Annotated in this window: 13 protein-coding genes and 1 riboswitch; of the genes, 5 read left to right on the top strand and 8 right to left on the bottom strand. The window is 70.7% G+C overall.

Annotated features, from left to right (window positions below; genetic code table 11):
- Positions 1–9: 9 nt before the first annotated feature.
- From ACIA8K_RS05540 to ACIA8K_RS05510, 7 genes are all read right to left on the bottom strand, one after another.
- Entirely contained in the window at positions 10–213 is a 204-nt protein-coding gene (locus ACIA8K_RS05540; protein ID WP_396055272.1) for a CbtB-domain containing protein, read from the bottom strand.
- 32 nt (positions 214–245) lie between these two features.
- A riboswitch (cobalamin riboswitch) is annotated at positions 246–420 on the bottom strand.
- Between the two features lie 38 nt (positions 421–458).
- On the bottom strand, positions 459–1124 hold the full coding sequence (trmB, locus tag ACIA8K_RS05535; protein ID WP_396055660.1) for a tRNA (guanosine(46)-N7)-methyltransferase TrmB: 666 nt from the start codon (positions 1122–1124) through the stop codon (positions 459–461).
- Between the two features lie 299 nt (positions 1125–1423).
- A complete protein-coding gene (locus ACIA8K_RS05530; protein ID WP_396055270.1) occupies positions 1424–2509 on the bottom strand; it encodes a cellulose binding domain-containing protein in 1086 nt (361 codons plus the stop codon).
- A 131-nt stretch (positions 2510–2640) separates the two neighbouring features.
- Positions 2641–3603: a hypothetical protein gene (locus tag ACIA8K_RS05525; protein WP_396055268.1), complete on the bottom strand. Its 963-nt coding sequence runs from the start codon at positions 3601–3603 to the stop codon at positions 2641–2643.
- Positions 3604–4154: 551 nt separating this feature from the next.
- Positions 4155–4841, bottom strand: coding sequence for a hypothetical protein (locus ACIA8K_RS05520; RefSeq protein ID WP_396055266.1), 687 nt, complete (start codon positions 4839–4841; stop codon positions 4155–4157).
- A gap of 141 nt (positions 4842–4982) precedes the next feature.
- Entirely contained in the window at positions 4983–7259 is a 2277-nt protein-coding gene (locus ACIA8K_RS05515) for a putative bifunctional diguanylate cyclase/phosphodiesterase (protein ID WP_396055264.1), read from the bottom strand.
- Positions 7246–7827, bottom strand: a complete 582-nt coding sequence (locus ACIA8K_RS05510) for a hypothetical protein (protein ID WP_396055262.1) — start codon at positions 7825–7827, stop codon at positions 7246–7248. Before ACIA8K_RS05510 ends, ACIA8K_RS05515 begins: the two co-directional genes overlap by 14 nt.
- Before the next feature lie 196 nt (positions 7828–8023).
- On the opposite strand from ACIA8K_RS05510, the gene ACIA8K_RS05505 reads away from it, so the two are divergent.
- Entirely contained in the window at positions 8024–10159 is a 2136-nt protein-coding gene (locus ACIA8K_RS05505; protein ID WP_396055260.1) for an IPT/TIG domain-containing protein, read from the top strand.
- A 67-nt stretch (positions 10160–10226) separates the two neighbouring features.
- Here ACIA8K_RS05505 and ACIA8K_RS05500 read toward each other — a convergent pair whose 3' ends face one another.
- Positions 10227–11144 (bottom strand): proteasome assembly chaperone family protein, encoded by a 918-nt coding sequence (locus ACIA8K_RS05500; RefSeq protein WP_396055258.1) that lies wholly within the window; start codon positions 11142–11144, stop codon positions 10227–10229.
- 193 nt (positions 11145–11337) lie between these two features.
- Here ACIA8K_RS05500 and ACIA8K_RS05495 point away from each other — a divergent pair, with 193 nt between their 5' ends.
- Genes ACIA8K_RS05495 through ACIA8K_RS05480 form a run of 4 tightly spaced genes read left to right on the top strand, consistent with a single transcriptional unit; the run spans position 11338 to position 16807 of the window.
- The gene (locus ACIA8K_RS05495) at positions 11338–13563 is read left to right on the top strand and encodes a putative bifunctional diguanylate cyclase/phosphodiesterase (RefSeq protein ID WP_396055256.1); all 2226 of its coding nucleotides are present in this window, start codon (positions 11338–11340) and stop codon (positions 13561–13563) included.
- A gap of 41 nt (positions 13564–13604) precedes the next feature.
- Entirely contained in the window at positions 13605–15497 is a 1893-nt protein-coding gene (locus tag ACIA8K_RS05490; RefSeq protein WP_396055254.1) for a glycosyltransferase, read from the top strand.
- The gene (locus ACIA8K_RS05485; protein ID WP_396055252.1) at positions 15439–16608 is read left to right on the top strand and encodes a hypothetical protein; all 1170 of its coding nucleotides are present in this window, start codon (positions 15439–15441) and stop codon (positions 16606–16608) included. Before ACIA8K_RS05490 ends, ACIA8K_RS05485 begins: the two co-directional genes overlap by 59 nt.
- Positions 16609–16657: 49 nt before the next feature.
- Entirely contained in the window at positions 16658–16807 is a 150-nt protein-coding gene (locus ACIA8K_RS05480; RefSeq protein WP_396055250.1) for a hypothetical protein, read from the top strand.
- Positions 16808–16841: the final 34 nt, after the last annotated feature.

Raw genomic sequence — 16841 nt, 5'->3', positions numbered from 1 at the left:
GCCCCGCGCTCAGTGGCAGGGGACGCCGAGCGCGTGCCGGCCGTCGTGGGTGAACTCGTGCAGGTACGCCGCGACCTGGCCGGTGGTGACCAGCCCGTTCTCCTGGAGAAGCAGGTAGAACACGATGAGCGCGACGGCCGCGAGCAGCCAGGCGAGCAGCGGGACCCTGATCGGGGCGACCGCGGCGGTGGGAGCGGAACTGGCAGACGGCATGATTGTTGATCCTCTCGTCCATGCCTCGTGGCGATGTGATGCGGCGCCACGGCCGGTCTCCTGGCTCCCGGATCAACACGCCCGTTCCTGCCTTCCCAGACCCGAAGGTCCGGTGGCGAGGGTGGAACGGGCACTTCCCGGTCACAGTGGCGAGGACCACGCCGGATTTACACCGGCTTCCCGAGCACCGTGGCCTGCGCAGCTTACGCCCGGTGAAAATCGCGCGACAAGAGGAGGTGATCTATCTACAACTGTTGCTGCTCCTCATCGGTGGCGGAGCGGTAGAAGATCATGTCGTAGATGCGGCGATGCGCGGTGACGCCCCGGCGCTCGAACTTGGTCATCGGCCGGTGCTCGGGCCGTGGCGCATAACGGTCGAAGCCGTTCGTCAGGCCCGGTTCCGCGGTAAGGCTCTCCATCATGGACTGTGCGTAATCCGCCCAGTCGGTGGCGCAGTGCAGCGTGCCGCCCGGGCGCAGCCGGGAGCGGAGCAGCCCGAGGTGTGCGGGCTGGATCAGCCGGCGCTTGTGGTGCCGCGCCTTGGGCCACGGGTCCGGGAAGAAGACGTGGATCGCGTCGAGCGAGGCGGGCGCCAGCTGGTGCCCGACGAGCGTGACCGCGTCGCCGAGCGCCACCCGCACGTTGGTCAGCCCGCGGCGCTCGCTCATCGCCAGCAGATTGCCCACGCCGGGCGTGTGCACCTCGACCGCCAGGTAGTCGCGCCCCGGGTCGGCCGCGGCCATCGCCACTGTCGCCTCGCCCATGCCGGACCCGATCTCCAGCACGACCGGCGCCTCGCGGCCGAACAGCGCGGCCAGGTCGAGCGGCAGCGCGTCGGCCGGGTCGAGCGGCACGTCGACGCCGTGGCTCTCCCAGAGGCGCTCCATCGCGTCGTGGTGCTTCGGACTCATCCGCCCCCGCCGGGGATGGAACGTCCGCACCCGGCCGTGCGGCAGCGCGTTGATCTGCTCGGCCAGGCCGGTGATCTGGTCGTCAAGCACACCCAGCTGGTCGGCAAGCCCCAGCTGGTCGGCAAGACCCGTGTGGTCCGCAAGCCCCGTCTGGTCCGCAAGCCCCGTGAGGTGGAGCGTTGCGTCAAGATCAGTGTTCGTCTCGATACTCATCAGACCCCAGACAATACCCAGGGGGTACGACAGAAGCGCAGCTCCCGCCGTACCCCCTTTCGGGTTTGGTGGTGTTTTGTAGTTGTTTATCCGAAAGTGCAGGTGGCGGTAGTTGTCGGATTACTCCCCGTCCACGACCCGATGAACCCGACCGTGGCATTCCCACCCGGCGGCAGCACGCCGTTCCAGGCCGCGTTGCCGACCGAGACGTCCGCACCCGACTGGGTGACCACGCCGCCCCAGGACTGGGCCACCTGCTGCCCGGCGCCGAACGTGAACCGCGCGGTCCACGAGCGGCTGGCCGTGACGCCGGAGTTCGCCACCGTCAACTCGCCCTGGAAGCCGCCCTGCCACTGACCTGTCACCCGGTAGGAGGCGGTGCATCCGGCCGCGGGCGTCGGCGTCGGCGTGGGCGCAGGGCTGCCGGTCCCGGTCGGCGTCGGGGTCGGCTGGGTACCGGTCAGCGCCTGGACTAGCGGGGGATACCACCGGTTGGCGATCTTGACGTCGCCGGCCGCGTTCGGATGCACGCCGTCGCTGGTGTCAGTGGCCGGCACGAACCCGGTCCACTGGTCGACCACGGTGACCGGCGAGGCCGCTGTCGTCCGGGACGCGGCCCACGCCGGGATCGCCGCGTTGAACGCCACGGTCCGCGCCGCGCACTCGGTGCAGCTCGGCGGGTCGACCGGGATGATCTGCGCGACCAGGATGCGCATGGCGGGGTTGCTGGCACGCATCTGGTCCACGAGCGTGCTGAACGCCGCCAGGATCGTGGCCGGCGCGATGTTGCTCCAGACGTCGTTCGTGCCCAGATGCATGATCACGACGTCCGGATCGGTGGCGGCGAGCCAGCCCGGGAGCAGCGACTGGTTCGCGATGTTCGTGGCCAGGTAGCCGCCGTGGCCCTCGTTCTCACCGTCGTAGACGAAGCCGCAGCCCTGCGCCGGCAGCGTACCCACGAAATCGGTGTTTGTGTATCCGGCCGCCTGCAACTTCTGCCAGAGCAACGCGCGCCAGCAGCCGGGCGAGCCGGTGATCGAGTCGCCGAGCGCCATGATGCGCACCGGGTCGGCCGCCAGCGCTCCGGCCGGTGCGGGCCGGATCATGAGCAGGGTGAGGGCGACCGCGCACAGGGTGGCGGCGGTCGCGAAGAGACGTGTTCTGGGGGACATGGTTCAGCTCCGAACGGGCTCGCTGCGAATGAGGCAGCGTGGCGACGCTCCCGCCGCTGGTGGTGGAAGGCTTGCCCTGCCTCCCGCACGACGGGCCCGAACGGCTCCGGAGATATTTTGTTTCTTCTATGTCAGCTTTTCAAGGGGCGGGGGTCCGGCTGCGACCCCTTGCTCACCGGCACGCGCACGTTGCCGCCGGTGTCCAGCCGGAAGACCCACGACCGGCCGTCCCGCTCGCCGGTCAGGAACGCGGTCCGTGTCGTGAGATAGCTCAGCTCCCGGTCGCCAGGCACGCCGAGCGTCCGCTTCGTCCCGGCGGACAGGTCATACTCGACAAGTTGTAGCGCCCCGCCCTCCAGCGACGCGGTCCAGCTCAGGCGCATGCCGTCCGGCCGCCACGCCGGCACGGCCGCGAACCCGTCCCGCTGCCCGCCACCGCCGAACGAGGCGAAGTCCTCCTCCACGGCGCCGGCGATCGTGCCCACGGTCAGGCACGCGTCGTAGATCGCCTCGCACTGGCCGCCGCGGAACGCGATCCGCTTCCCGTCCGGCGCCCACGACACCGCGTTGTCCTGCGCGATCCGCTCCGCAAGCGTGCCCCGCGCCGGCGCCGGCTTCTCCACCGGCAGCGGCTGGCCCTTGCACTCCGCCGGGAACAGCACCTCGGGCTTCGGGCTCTTGGCCGCCCCGTCGATCCGGTAGACCGCCGGGCCGCCCACGCAGCCCGGCGCCATGAACGCCAGCCAGCGGCCGTCCGGCGACCAGTCCGCGCCGCCCGAGGCGTATCCGCTGAGCCGGCGTGGCGCGGAGCCGTCCGCGTTCATCACCCAGAGGCGGTTCTTGACCAGGTAGGCGATCCGCCTGCCGTCCGGCGCCCACCGCGGCCGTGCGGCGCCGCCGTCCCTGGTGAGCTGCCGCTCCACGCCGCCGCGGGTCACGAACACGTTCCCGTCGCGGACGAACGCCAGGTCGGCCGCGACGTTGCTCTGCTTCGCCGGCCCGGCCGCCTGCGCGCCCTGCGGACAGCACACGGCCGCCACAAGCATCATCAGGCACGCGACCGCACGTCCACCGCTGACGGTCCTGCTGCGCATCACGGTTCCCCCGAGCTCATGACCTGCCACGATCTCGCGGCTATCGCTGCCTGTCCTGCACGGCACCCGATCGACGCAACCGAACGGCACCTGAGCGCTTCCCGCCTCGCACCCTAAGCCGGAACGTCGCTTACGGGTCGGAAATGCCGCATTTCGGGCGCGTTGCGCCGGTGGCCTTCGCGGGCATGGAGAAGCGGCGGCCCGTGGTGAACGGGCCGCCGCTTCGCTCCGATGGATCCGGCGTCGAACCGCGACGCCGCTCCGTCATCGGCGCCGGGGCGCATCGCCGGTGGCGCGTAGGCCGCATCGCCTGTGACCGTATGCCGCGCCGCAGGCGGTGCGTGGGTCACACCGCCTGCGACGCGGGGGTCGCACCGCCTGCGACGCGGGGGTCACGACGTCGGCGGTGCGTGGGTCACGACGTCAGCGGTGCGGGTCACGACGTCAGCGGTGCGTGGGTCGTGACGTCGGCGGTGCGTGGGTCGTGACGTCGGCGGTGCGTGGGTCGTGACGTCGGCGGTGCGTGAGTCGCGGTCTTGGTGGTGCGTAGGTTACGACGCCGTCGACCACATCGCCGCGAACGCCGCGGCCTCGCCTGTCAGCCAGCGGTCGATGTCGGCCGGCTTCGTCGCCGCACCCGCCCGGAACACGTCCCCGCGACGCACGTCGACAAGGACCGGCTCCGCGTGCGGCAGTATCTGGTCCATGTAGGCGGCCATCAGGTGCAGCGTCGCGACAACTGTCTCGTCACTCGGCGGCGTCTCGTCGAAGTGCAGGCGGACCGCTTCGGCGCGGCCCCCCTCGTACCGCAGCCCGAGGTGGGGGTTGATCTTGACTGGCAGACCGCCGATCACCGCGAGCGCGTCATGCGTCTGCGCGAGCCACAGCTTGTCCAGATCGCCAAGTGACTCCAGGTAGCGGGCCGCCCCGGTGGTGGACGCCTCGTACAGCGGACGCCATCGGGGCTTGACCGCCTGCACCACCGCCTCGAGGTGCGTTCCCGGCGTCCGGAACTGGATGTCCGCCTTGAGCGCCTTCACAAGCTGCCCGTGCGGGTTGAACCCCGACTTCGCCTGCCGCGCCCGCCGGAGCCCGCTGACGAACGAGGCCTTCCTGGGCCCGGTGCGGCCGACGTAGCGGGTGAACGACAGCATCGTCGCGTACGGCGTGAGATCAGTCTCAAGTGTGGGCACGGTTGAAGATCCTCCCTGGTGGGGTGGCGTCTTTCGTACACACATACTAATCGACGGGTACGACATTTTCGACCCGCGGCGACGCCCCCGTGACGGATTGAGAGCGGCCGGACCCGCGTCTCCATCGGCGACTCAGCCCGCCGATCGGCCAGAGGGAGCCTGGCCACCTACGTCGTGGGGGCCGGGTCAGGTGGGGCTGGTGGTGGCGCGGTCGTCGGCCAGGACCTTGGTCAGTTCCTCCGGCGGCAGCGGGCTGGAGAAGAAGAAGCCCTGGCCGAAGGCGCACTGCAGGCCGCGCAGCCGGTCAAGCTGGTCCGGCGTCTCCACACCCTCCGCGATCTGCGAGATCCCGAGCGTCTCCGCCAGGTTGACAAGCGCCTGCGTGACCGCGGAGCTCGTGGAGTCGTCGCCGAGCCGCTGTACGAACGACCGGTCGATCTTGATCGCGTGGATCGGCAGGTTCTGGAGGTAGCTGAGGGAGGCGTAGCCGGTGCCGAAGTCGTCGAGGGCGACACGTACCCCCATGTCCGCCAGTTCGGTGAGCGTCACCGCCGCGCCGTCGAGGTCGTAGAGCAGCGACGTCTCCGTCAGCTCGAGGATCAGCCGGCTCGCGGGCAGCCCGGAGTCGAACAGTGCCTGGCGTACGTCGTGCACAAGCCGCCCGGCCAGCACGTGTCCCGCGCTGACGTTTACGCTTACCGAGAACCCGTTCTCGCCCTGCCATTCGAGCGCCTGCCGGCTGGCCTGGTGCAGCACCCACCTGTCGATCTCCGGCAGCAGCCCGTTCGCCTCCGCCGCCGGCAGGAACATCGCGGGCGGGAGCAGTCCGCGCTGCGGGTGCTGCCAGCGCAGCAGCGCCTCCGCGCCGGTGACCCGCCCGGTGTCGAGGTCCACCACCGGCTGGTAGTGGATCCGCAGTTCACCGCGGGCCAGCGCGCTGCGCAGCTCACCGTCGAGCTCCATGCGGTTGAGCGACTCCGCGATGAGCGCCGCGTCGGCGAACCGGTACCGGCCCTTGCCGTCCGCCTTGGCGGCGTAGAGCGCGAGGTCAGCGTCGCGGAGCATGCGCCCGGGGTCGTCCGCGTAGCCGTCACCGAGCGTGATGCCGATGCTGGCACCGACCGAGGCGTCGCCGCCGTCAGTCCGGACCGGGCGGGTAAGCGCCGCGAGCAGGCGGCCGGCCAGCCCGGCCGCCTCCTCCGCCGAGGATTCCATGATGAGCAGCGCGAATTCGTCGCCGCCGAGCCGGGCCACCGTGTCGCCGGCCCGGGTGAGCGCGCACAGCCGCTCGGAGACAGCGACAAGCAGCGTGTCGCCAGCGCCGTGGCCGAGCGTGTCGTTGACGTTCTTGAACCCGTCCAGGTCGACCATGAGCAGCGCGGGCGTGTACCCGGATCCGGGCGTGAGCGCGGCCGCCAGCCGTTCCGCGAAGACCGAGCGGTTCGCGAGCCCGGTCAGTGGGTCGTGTGCGGCCTGGTGGGCGAGGCGTTGCCGCTGCTCGGTGAGTTCGGCGGTGAGGCGGGACGTCATCCACAGTGTCAGCGCCTGACGGGCCAGGATCGCGCCGATCATGAGCGTGGTCAGCACGACCACGACCAGGTCGATGATGCCGGTGCCGAGCACGTGCGCGAGGCTGATGGTCAGGCCGGCGATCGCGGGCAGGTAGGGCATGACCCAGCCGCCGACGATCGTGCGCGGCGACCAGGCCGTGTCGCCGCCGGTGGCCAGCGGCAGCCCGGGTGTGCCGGCGATCAGCAGCACCACCAGGACCAGCAGCCCGGCCAGCGTACGGTCGACGTCCACCGCCGTGTTGATCTCCAGGTACGTCGCGGCCAGGTTGTAGCAGGCGGCAAGCGACAGCGCACCGCTGAACAGGCCGAGCGCGGGCTGTCCCTGCGCGCCGGAGAAGAGCAGCAGCGCCACGGCGAGCACCGCGAGCGAGCCGATGGTGTACGCGATTGTCACCACCGACCGGCCTGACGCGGCGAACGCCCCGGTGTCGTGAAGCGCCGGCTCGACCGCGAGGATCCAGCCGGGCATCAGCAGCGCGGTGCTGATCTGCACGCCGTCGAGCGTCATCCGCAGTTTGCCGGCCCAGCCGGCGGGCGCGGTCGGCAGCATCAGCAGCGCGCCGAACGCGCAGACGAACGTCATCATCGTGGGCAGCGCGACGACGGCGACCGGGACCAGCTCGTGGCCGGCGAGCAGGCCGGCAAGCATCAGCAGGTTCGAGCCGAGCCACAGGGCAAGGCCGATCGCGCCGACCGCCCACAGCCAGCGGCGCCCGGACCGGCGGCGCATCGCGGCAAGCGTGTAGGTGATGAGCCCGCCGGCCAGCGCGGCACAGAGTCCGGCCTGGGCGAACGTGGCGGGGAGGAAGAGCACCGCGATCTGGTAGAGCACGGCGGCGGCGACCGCGCCGGCGGCGTACCGTACGCCGGTCAGGGGTTCAGCGCGGGTCACCGGAGCGGGCCTCCCAGACGAAGTCGACGGCCGTGGCCTGCGGGGTCGTGGTGGCGACCCGGTAGGTGAAGCCGTACGGGTGTGACTGCTCGCCGCCGCCGGGCTGCCAGGTGCCGACGCCGGTGCGGTAGGCGGTGGACCGGGCCGCGAAGTCCGCGACCGTGCCGTCGTAGACAGTGCTCTCCTCGCCGAACGCGGCGCACGACGGGCCGCTGCCGGCGACGATCCGCAGGCGCACCTGCCCGGCCGCCGCGTCGACGAGGTTCGCGCCGTAGAGCCGTACCGAGACACCCGGGTCGCCGGCGTAGTGCACCGTCGCGCAGTGCTCGTCGTCCGTGCCCGGGGTCATCCCGGCGATCTCCAGCCGGGCCGTGCCGGACGAGTGCTGCGTCACCGACACGGTGCCGCGCTGCCAGGCCGCGACCGGCGCGGGCAGTGACGCCGCGTGCCGCTGCCAGACGAACCCGCCGGTGAACAGCAGGGCCAGTACGAGCGCCGCGCCGATCAGGTTGAGCCGGGCGCTGCCCGCACTGCTCTCGCTTGCCGCTCCGGCCTCGTTCCCGGCCATGGTCGGATCCTCCACGTCACCACCGGCGCGGCGGGGGATGCCGCGCTCGGCAGGTTGTATCGGCGTTGCGGCCTGGTACCTGAGCAACGGCTCGCACCGGAAAAACCCTCAGCCGGCACCCGTGGGGGCCGACTGTGCGGCCAGTCCGGTCCCCGAGCCGTCTTCGGTGTGGCAGGTCTCCCCGGAAGGAGCCGGTATGCGTTTTACCCGTAGAGGACTGCTGTCCCGCGGCGCCGCACTGCTCACCGTGGCGCTCGGCGTCGCGGCGGTCCCGGTGCCGGCGGCCGCGGCAGCCCCTGTTTCAAGGCTCCCGCACGCGGTCGGTGGTTACGTCCAGAGTCCGATTCTGCAGAAGGTCAGGGGTGCGCATGCGACCGCGGACCTGCCGGTGAGCGTCGATCTGCGGTCCTACGCCCCGTCCCCGGGCGACCAGGGCCAGGTCGGCTCGTGCGTGTCGTGGTCGATCGCATACCAGATCATGGGTTACTACGCGAAGCGTCAGGCCGGGGTCGGCGCGCCCTACGCGCCGCTCTACCTCTACATGCGCACGGTCGCGTCCGGTGGCGCGCCGAGCGCGGGCACGAACCCGGACAACGCGCTCACCGTCGCGTCGGCCGGCGGCGTGGACACCCAGGAGCACTACTTCCAGGGCACCACCGGGTGGCAGACCCCGCCGACCGCGGACGAGATCGAGAACGCCAAGAAGTACAAGGTGAGCGGCTGGCAGCGGCTGTGGGTCGGCGCGAACCAGGGCGCGAACGCGCAGACCGCGGTGAAGGAGGCACTCGCCTCCGGCCAGCCGGTCGCGATCGGTTTCCCGGTCTACCAGGACTTCATGAACCTCAGGAGCCACACTAACTACACCACCACGAGTGGTACGAGTCTGGGCGGCCACATGGTCGCGCTGATGGGCTACGACGCCACCGGTGTGATCATCCGTAACTCGTGGGGCACCGGCTGGGGCAACAGCGGCGACGCGCACCTGTCCTGGTCGTTCGTGCAGACCGCGGTGAACGGCGCGTACACGGTCAGCGGGATCAGCACGCCGGCGAGCCAGGTGGAGCTGACGCCGTCCGTTGCGTCGCTGTCCGCCAAGTCCGGCCCGGCGTCCGGCGGCACCGCGGTCACCATCACCGGCTCGGGCCTGTCCACCGCGACCGCTGTGCGGTTCGGTGCCACGTCCGCGCAGTTCACGGCGAGCACGTCCGGCGGCGTCACGAAGCTTGTCGCGACCGCGCCGGCCGGGGCGTCCGGCTCCACGGTGAACGTCACTGTCACCAACGGCGCGGGGACGAGCGCGGCCGGGACCGGCACGACGTTCGCGTACACGCCGAGCGGGCCGTCCGTGAGCGCGCTGTCGCCGTTGTCCACAGTGGTCTACGGCGGCACCACGATCACGCTTACCGGCGCGGACCTGACCGGCGTCCGCTCGGTCACGGTCGGGACCCGCACGGTGTCCTACAAGGCGGCGGCGGGCGGCGCGTCGCTGACGTTCGCCGCGCCGGCGCAGGTGGCCGGCGCCTACCCGGTCAAGGTCACCACGTCGTACGGCGTCAGCACTCCGGTCACGCTTACCTACGTGCCGCCGAACGCGCCCGCAGTCACGGCGACGTCGACGTCCACCGCGTCCACGTTCAAGGCGACACCGCTGACGATCACCGGTACGAACCTGCTGAAGGCCACGATGTCACTGGGCGGGAAGACCGTCAGCGGCACGGTCACGGACACGAAGATCACGGTGTCGCTGCCGGCCCGCCCGGCCGGTGACGTCCCGCTGACCATCACCACGGCCGGCGGCGCCGCGACTGTCACGGTCAGCTACACCCCGCCCGCGAAGCCGGTGCTCAGCGCGCCGGCCACGACCGGGCTGACGTACAAGGCCACGCAGATCACGCTTGACGGGACGGCACTTGCCGACGCCACCGCGCTCACGCTCGGCAGCCAGAAGCTGACCTTCACCAAGGTCTCCGCGACGCAGGTCAAGGCCACGTTCCCGGTCAAGACGGCAGGCGATTACGAGCTGCGGGTGACCACGCCGGGCGGGACCAGCGACCCGGTGACGTTCAGCTACGTCGCGCCGGCCAAGCCGGTGATCAGCACGCTGAGCGCGACCTCCGCGCCGCAGAAGAAGACCATCACGATCACCCTCACCGGTACGGGACTGACCGACGCCTCCGCTGTCACGCTCGGCGGAACGCGCACCACGTTCACCAAGGTCTCCGGCACGCAGCTGAAGGTCACCTTCCCGGCAAAGGCCGCCGGCACCTACGACGTGCTGGTCACCACGCCGGGCGGAACCAGCGAGAAGGCCAGTTTCACATTCACCACGTGATATCGGACTTCACCGCAGGGTTGGGGTAAGAAAAGCGGGGCCGTGCCACGGATGGCACGGCCCCGTTCTACTCGTCTTTGCGGGACTGTTCCGCGAGGAACCGCTCCAGCTCCGCGCCGAGCTCGTCCGCGGTCGGCAGCTCCACGGCCGGGCTGGCCAGCAGGCTGTTGGAGGCGCGGCCGCGCACGAACGCGTCGTACTGCTGCTCCAGCGCGCCGACCAGGTTCGTGCCCTGTTCGTCGTCGGCGATCTGGCGGTCCACCTCGGCGCGGACCTCAGCCGCGGAGGCGCGCAGGCCGTCAAGGGTCAGCAGCAGGCCGGTCGAGTGCGATACGGAGCTCAGCAGCGTCTCGGCGGCGGCCGGGTACTCGGTCTGCGCCAGGTAGTGCGGCACGTGCACGGCGTACCCCATGGCGTCCTTGCCCTGTTCGCCGAGCCGGAATTCGAGAAGGTTGCCGATGCTCGCCGGCACCTGCACCTTCTGCATGAACGACTCCTGGTCGCCGAGGAGCGCGGGCCGGGTGGCGTGGCCGGTGACGCTTGTCGGGCGGGTGTGCGGGACCGCCATCGGGATCGCGTTCAGCCCGATGGTGAGCCGGACGCGGAACCGCTCGATGAGCTGGGTCACCGCGGCGATGTACCGCTCCCACTGGAGGTCCGGCTCGGGGCCGGTGAGCAGCAGGAACGGCGCGGAGACCTCGTCGTGCACCAGGTGCAGCGCGAGCGACGGCGCGTCGTAGCTGACCCAGTGGTCGCGGTCGAAGATCATGGTGGGCCGCCGGGAGCGGTAGTCCATCAGCTGATCGAGGTCGAACGTCGCGAGCACGGTGCTGTCAAGCGTCGTGAGCAGGTGGTCCACCGCGAGCTGGGTGGCGCTGCCCGCGTCCACGAAGCCCGTCATCGCGTGGACCAGCACCGGCTCGTCGAGATCCTCGAGCGTCGGCAGATCGTCGGTGAGCGTGTAGAGCCCCTCCGGATCGAGCACCGGACTCCCCCTCCTGGATAAGAACAAGCCGACTCGGCCAACGCGCCGGCATAACGCCTCATTCCCGCGCCACCGGGCGTTCCCCGCGAAATTCTCTCAAATTCGCCACGCGGCGTGTACGGCAGCCACCTCATCTTCGGGCCCGGGCCGCCGATGGGGGATCGGAGGAGAAGGCGGTACGGCGGGAGAGTCGATGCGACGGTCTACGGCGGCGTTCTACGGTGTGACGGGGACCCTGGTGTCCTCGGCCGGTGTGCTGATGCTTGCCGCCCCACTGCCGGCTGAGATCCGGCTGGTGGTGGTCCCGGAGGCCGCGATGCTCGCCGCGGACCTGCTTGCGGTCGCGTTCGCGGTGCGGGCCGCGCGCCGTCCCGGGCTGGCGGACGGCACCCGGCGTGCGTGGTGGATCTTCGCCTGCGCGTTCGCCGCGCTGTGCACCGCCTCGGTCCTCTTCGCCGCGGTCCCTGATGCGAACAGGTTTCCGGTGCCGGGTCACTGGGTGCGGCTCGGCGTGTTCCTGCCGCTGATGCTGACCGGGTTGCTGTCCATGCCGCGGCGGGCCTCCGGGCAGCTCGCGCACCGGAAGACAGCGCTTGACGTGAGCGCTGTGGTGGTCGGCGGCGCGATGTCGATGTGGTACCTGGTGACCGGCCCCGCGCTGGCGGCCGGCGCGTCGCTCGGGCGGGACGGGCTGGCGTTCGCGCTCACGTACCCCATCGGTGATCTTGTTCTGCTCTTCGGGGTGACGCTCGTGCTCGTGCGCGGCGTGGACGCGACGATGCGGCTGCCGATGGCGCTGCTCGGGGCCGCGTTGCTGCTGGAGATCGTCGGCAACACCTATCTGGGGTACCTGGCGGCGCATCCGACCGGACCGGCAGTGGTGCAGTGGATGTTCTTCTGCTGGATGGCCGCGCACACGCTGATCGCGACCGCCGCGTTCGAGGCGTCCCGCACCGGGGGAGCGTCCCAGGTTCCGGGGCCGGCCTCGCTTGCGTTCAGCCGCCTGCCCTATCTCGGCATCGCGGCAGGCCTGGCGTTGCTCGTGGTGGCCACGCTGCGGGAGGGCGAGATCTACCCGTGGACCGGGCTGGTGCTCGGCGCCCTGCTGCTGGTCGGCATCGTGGTGCTGCGGCAGGTCGCCACGTTGCGGGAGAACCACGAGCTGGCTATCACTGACGGTCTGACCGGCCTGGCGAACCGCTCCCGGCTGCACGACGCGCTCGGCCGCGCGCTGGCCCGTGGGCAGCGCTCCGGGCAGTCGACAGCGGTGCTGCTTGCCGACCTGAACGGGTTCAAGCAGGTAAACGACGGGCTGGGGCACGCAGCCGGCGACCGGATGCTCGTCGAGTTCGCAGGGATGTTGCGCCGGGCCGTGCTCGGTGCGGACGTGGTCGGCCGGCTTGGCGGCGACGAGTTCGCTGTGGTGCTGCACGACATCGGCACGGCGGAGAACGCGCAGTCCGTGGTGCGGCGGCTGCGCCAGGAGATGGAGTTGCCGATCCTGATCGGCGACGTGGTGGTGCAGGTGCGGGCCGCGATCGGCGTCGCGGTGACCGGTCCGGGCGTGCACGACGCGGACACGCTGCTGCGGTTGGCCGACGAGGCGATGTACCGGGCGAAGCGGGCCGGGAAGGACGGCGTCGACCCGGAGGTGGAGGCGCTGGCGTTCGAGCTGGGCGACGCGGTCGAGGCCGGTCAACTGCGCGTGCACTACCAGCCCATCGCGACGCTGCCGGACGGCCGGATCGTGGGGGTGGAGGCGCTGGTCCGCTGGGAGCACCCGGAGCGCGGGCAGATCCCGCCGCTGTCGTTCATCCCGCTGGCCGAGGAGACCGGCGCGATCCGGCAGATCGGCGCATGGGTGCTGGAGCAGGCCTGTCGGCAGGTCGCGGCGTGGCAGGCGGCCGGGCACGCGCTGCACCTGGCGGTGAACGTGTCGCCGCGCCAGCTGGAGCCGGGGCTGGCCGAGCGCGTGTTCGCGGTGCTCGACGCGGCCGGGCTGCCCTACGGGGACCTGATCGTGGAGGTCACCGAGAGCGTGCGGGTGGAGGATCCGGTCGCGGTCGCGGAGCTGCGGACGCTTCACGACCGTGGGATCCGGATCGCGCTCGACGACTTCGGCACCGGCTACTCCACGCTGCGGTACCTGACCGCGCTGCCGGTCGACATCCTGAAGATCGACAGGTCGTTCGTGGCGAAGCTGGACGGTACGCCGGAGGGCGCGGTGGTGGCCGAGACCGTGCTGCGCCTGAGCGAGATGATGCATCTGGAGACGGTGGCGGAGGGCGTCGAGTCCTCAGGTCAGGCCGCGGAGCTGGCCGGGCTGGGGTGCGTCAATGCGCAGGGTTTCCACTTCGCCAAGCCGATGGACGCGGGCGCGGTGTCCGAGCTTCTGGCCAATTCCGCAGTCACCACCTGATTTACCGTTTAATCGGTAAATTTCCGTCATATCGTGTGGGGGTGACGACGCAGGCGGCGGGTGTGGCGGTCGCGGTCGGCGACCTGCTTGTGGACGCGGGCCTGCTCACCCGGCAGCAGATGTCCGACGCGGTGCGCACCCGGATCCGTACCGGTGCCCGCCTGGAGACGATTCTGATCACCTCCGGCGTGGTCCGGCGGCTGGACATCTACCGCGTGCTGGCCCGGGGCTGGAACATCCCGTACCTGGAGGACCTGGACGCGTACCCGGTGGACGAGCAGTTGCTCTCCGGCCTGGAACCGACTGAGCTGGTCACCGCGGCCTGGTTCCCGGTGCGCCGGCACGACGACGGCTCGGTGCTCGTCGCCACCGCGGAGGCGCCCACGGAGCGGCGGCGTGCCGAGGTCTCCCGGCGGCTCGGCGGTGCGAGGATCCGGTTCACGGCCGTCACCGGTCTGGACATCGACGTGGCGGTGATGCGCGGCTTCCGTGGCCTGGTGCTTGAGGAGGCGAGCCTCGGCCTGTGGCGCCGCGACGAGAACCGGTCCGCGCGCACCGTGCTCAGCCGGGGGCAGCGCTGGTTCTTCGGGATCGTGCTCGTCGTGCTTGTGGTGCTCTCCATCCTCTTCCCGCGTCAGGTGCTCGTCGCGCTCTCCGCCACCGTCGGCGCCGCGTTCCTGCTTAGCGTGATGTTCAAGTTCGCCATCTGCCTGTCGGGCGCCCGGTTCGAGCGGTACGAGACGGTCACCGGCGCGGACGTGGCCGCGCTGCGCGACGTGGACCTGCCGGTCTACACCGTGCTGGTCCCGGTTTACCGAGAGGCGAACGTGGTCGGAGACCTGGTCGCGAACCTCGGCGCGCTCGACTATCCGCCCGCCAAGCTGCAGATCCTGCTGCTGCTTGAGGAGGAGGACGACGAGACCAGGGACGCGGCGAAGGCGGCCCGGCCACCACAGACGATCGCGTTCGTGACAGTGCCGGCCGGCCAGCCGCAGACCAAGCCGAAGGCGTGCAACGTCGGGCTGTTCCTGGCGAAGGGCGAGTTCTTGGTCATCTACGACGCGGAGGACAAGCCGGACCCGGACCAGTTGAAGAAGGCAGTTGTCGCGTTCCGCAGGGGTGGTCGCAGCCTGGCCTGCGTGCAGGCGGCGCTGAACTACTGGAACGCGGAGGAGAACGCGCTCACCCGGATGTTCACGCTCGAGTACTCGTTCTGGTTCGACTACATGCTGCCCGGCCTGGACGCCAGCAGGATGCCGATCCCGCTCGGCGGCACGTCCAACCACTTCCGTACGGACGCGCTGCGCCAGCTCGGCGGCTGGGACCCGTTCAACGTCACCGAGGACGCGGACATCGGGATCCGGGCGGCGGCGCTCGGGCGGACGGTCAGCGTGATCAACTCGACCACGTTCGAGGAGGCGAACCGGGCGTACGGCAACTTCATCCGGCAGCGGTCGCGGTGGATCAAGGGGTACCTGCAGACCACGCTTGTCCACCTGCGGCATCCGGTCACGCTGCTGCGGATGATCGGGGTCCGGTCCGCGTTCGGGTTCGCGCTGCTTGTCGGCGGCACCCCGCTGACGTTCCTGTGCGTGCCGCCGCTGTATGCGCTGTTCGCGGTCTCGCTGCTGCTGCCACCGGGCGCGCTGTCGCCGTACTTCCCCGGCTGGGTGCTCTGGAGCGGCCTGGCGAACCTGCTGATCGGCAACGCACTGATGATCTACGTGTCGATGATGGGCGCGTTCAAACGGCGGCGGTACCGGCTCGTCGCCTGGGGTCTGGTGAACCCGCTCTACTGGCTGATGCACTCGATCTCCGCCTACAAGGCGCTCTGGCAGCTGATCACCCGACCGCACTACTGGGAGAAGACCACCCATGGCCTCAGTACCGTCGCGGGACACACGCACACCGCAGACGGCGCCGTTCAGACCTGAGTGGCCACCGCTGACACCGTCGACGATCACCGGGCGGCCGCAGCGGATCAAGACGGAGAAGTCGAAGAAGACCACGCGGCGGACCGGTGCGACCCGCGGGTGGATGGTCTGGCTGGCCTTCAGCGCGCCGTTCGTCACGCTCGCACTGCTCTACAACGGGGACGTCACGGCGAACGCGGAGACCGACCGGATCGGCTCCTACATCAGGTGGGGCTCCGACGATCTGAGCTTCGCAAGCCGGCTCTTCCCGCCGCTGCCCGCGGCCGTGGCCGGGCTGACGCCGTTCGGCACCCGGGGGCTCGGTGTGGCAGGCGCACTGCTGGCCGGCGTGGTGCTCGGTGTGCTCGCCGAGCGTCTGACCAAGAGCCTGCCGGTCTGGCTGGCCGGCGTGCTGCTGGCCGGCCTCGGCGCGCTGCCCGCGTTCGGCGTGCTCGCGGTAAGCGACTTCGCCGGGTTCGCGGTGGTGGCACTGCTCAGCATGGGGCTGGCCGGGATGGTGCGGTTCGTGGCGGACGGCGACACCGGCGGCGGATTCGCCTGCGGGCTGGCCATGGGCGCGGCAGTGATGTGCGATCTTTCGGCCGTGCTGTTCACGATCATGCTGGCCGTGTCCTGCGCCCTCATCATCCGGCTGCGCGGCTTCGGCGGCGCGGAGGTGGAGCCCGGGCTGATCCGGGCGAGCATGCTGGTGATCGTGTTTCCCGCCGCGACCGCGCTGGCCGGCTGGTCGTTCCTGGAGTGGCGGTTCGCCGGCACGTTCTACCAGGGGCTGGACGGCCGGTGGGGGCCGAATGTGATCACCGGCGGCCTGGCGGGGCTGGCCGCGCACCCGTGGCGGGAACTGGGAGAGGCGGTGCTGCGTACCCCGGTGTTCCTGGCGGTCCTGTTCCTCGGTGTGCTCCACCGCCGATGGATCTCCGTGCTGCTGCTCCCGTCGCCGCCGCTGCTTTTCGGGCTGGCCGTCGCGCTCGGCCTGCCGTTGTCTCCACAGGAGGCGCTGCTCGTGCTCGGCGTGACCGCGCTTGTCGCGCCGATGCCGGCCGGGCGGGTCACGATCGTGGTGCTGTGTGTTGCGGTCGGGGCACAGCTCGGCCTCGCATGGGTGTGGTGATGTGGCGCGGGGGTATCACAGTTGAAATCCTTATCGAGGAGGCACCGACATGGCACGCATCGTCGACCGTATTCAGAAATTCCTGCGCTCGCCCGCCGGCCGCAGCGCCACCCAGCGCGTGCAGCGGGAACTCGCCAAGCCGCAGACCCAGCAGAAGCTGCGCGGGCTGCTGACCCGGCTGTCCGGCAAGCGACGCTGACCGGCATCCTGTGACATCCCACCACCCCAGAACG

This window comes from Catenuloplanes sp. NPDC051500 (genome assembly GCF_044454585.1).
In the GTDB taxonomy this organism is placed as follows: domain Bacteria; phylum Actinomycetota; class Actinomycetes; order Mycobacteriales; family Micromonosporaceae; genus Catenuloplanes.
This window is presented reverse-complemented; position numbering and strand designations above follow the sequence as displayed.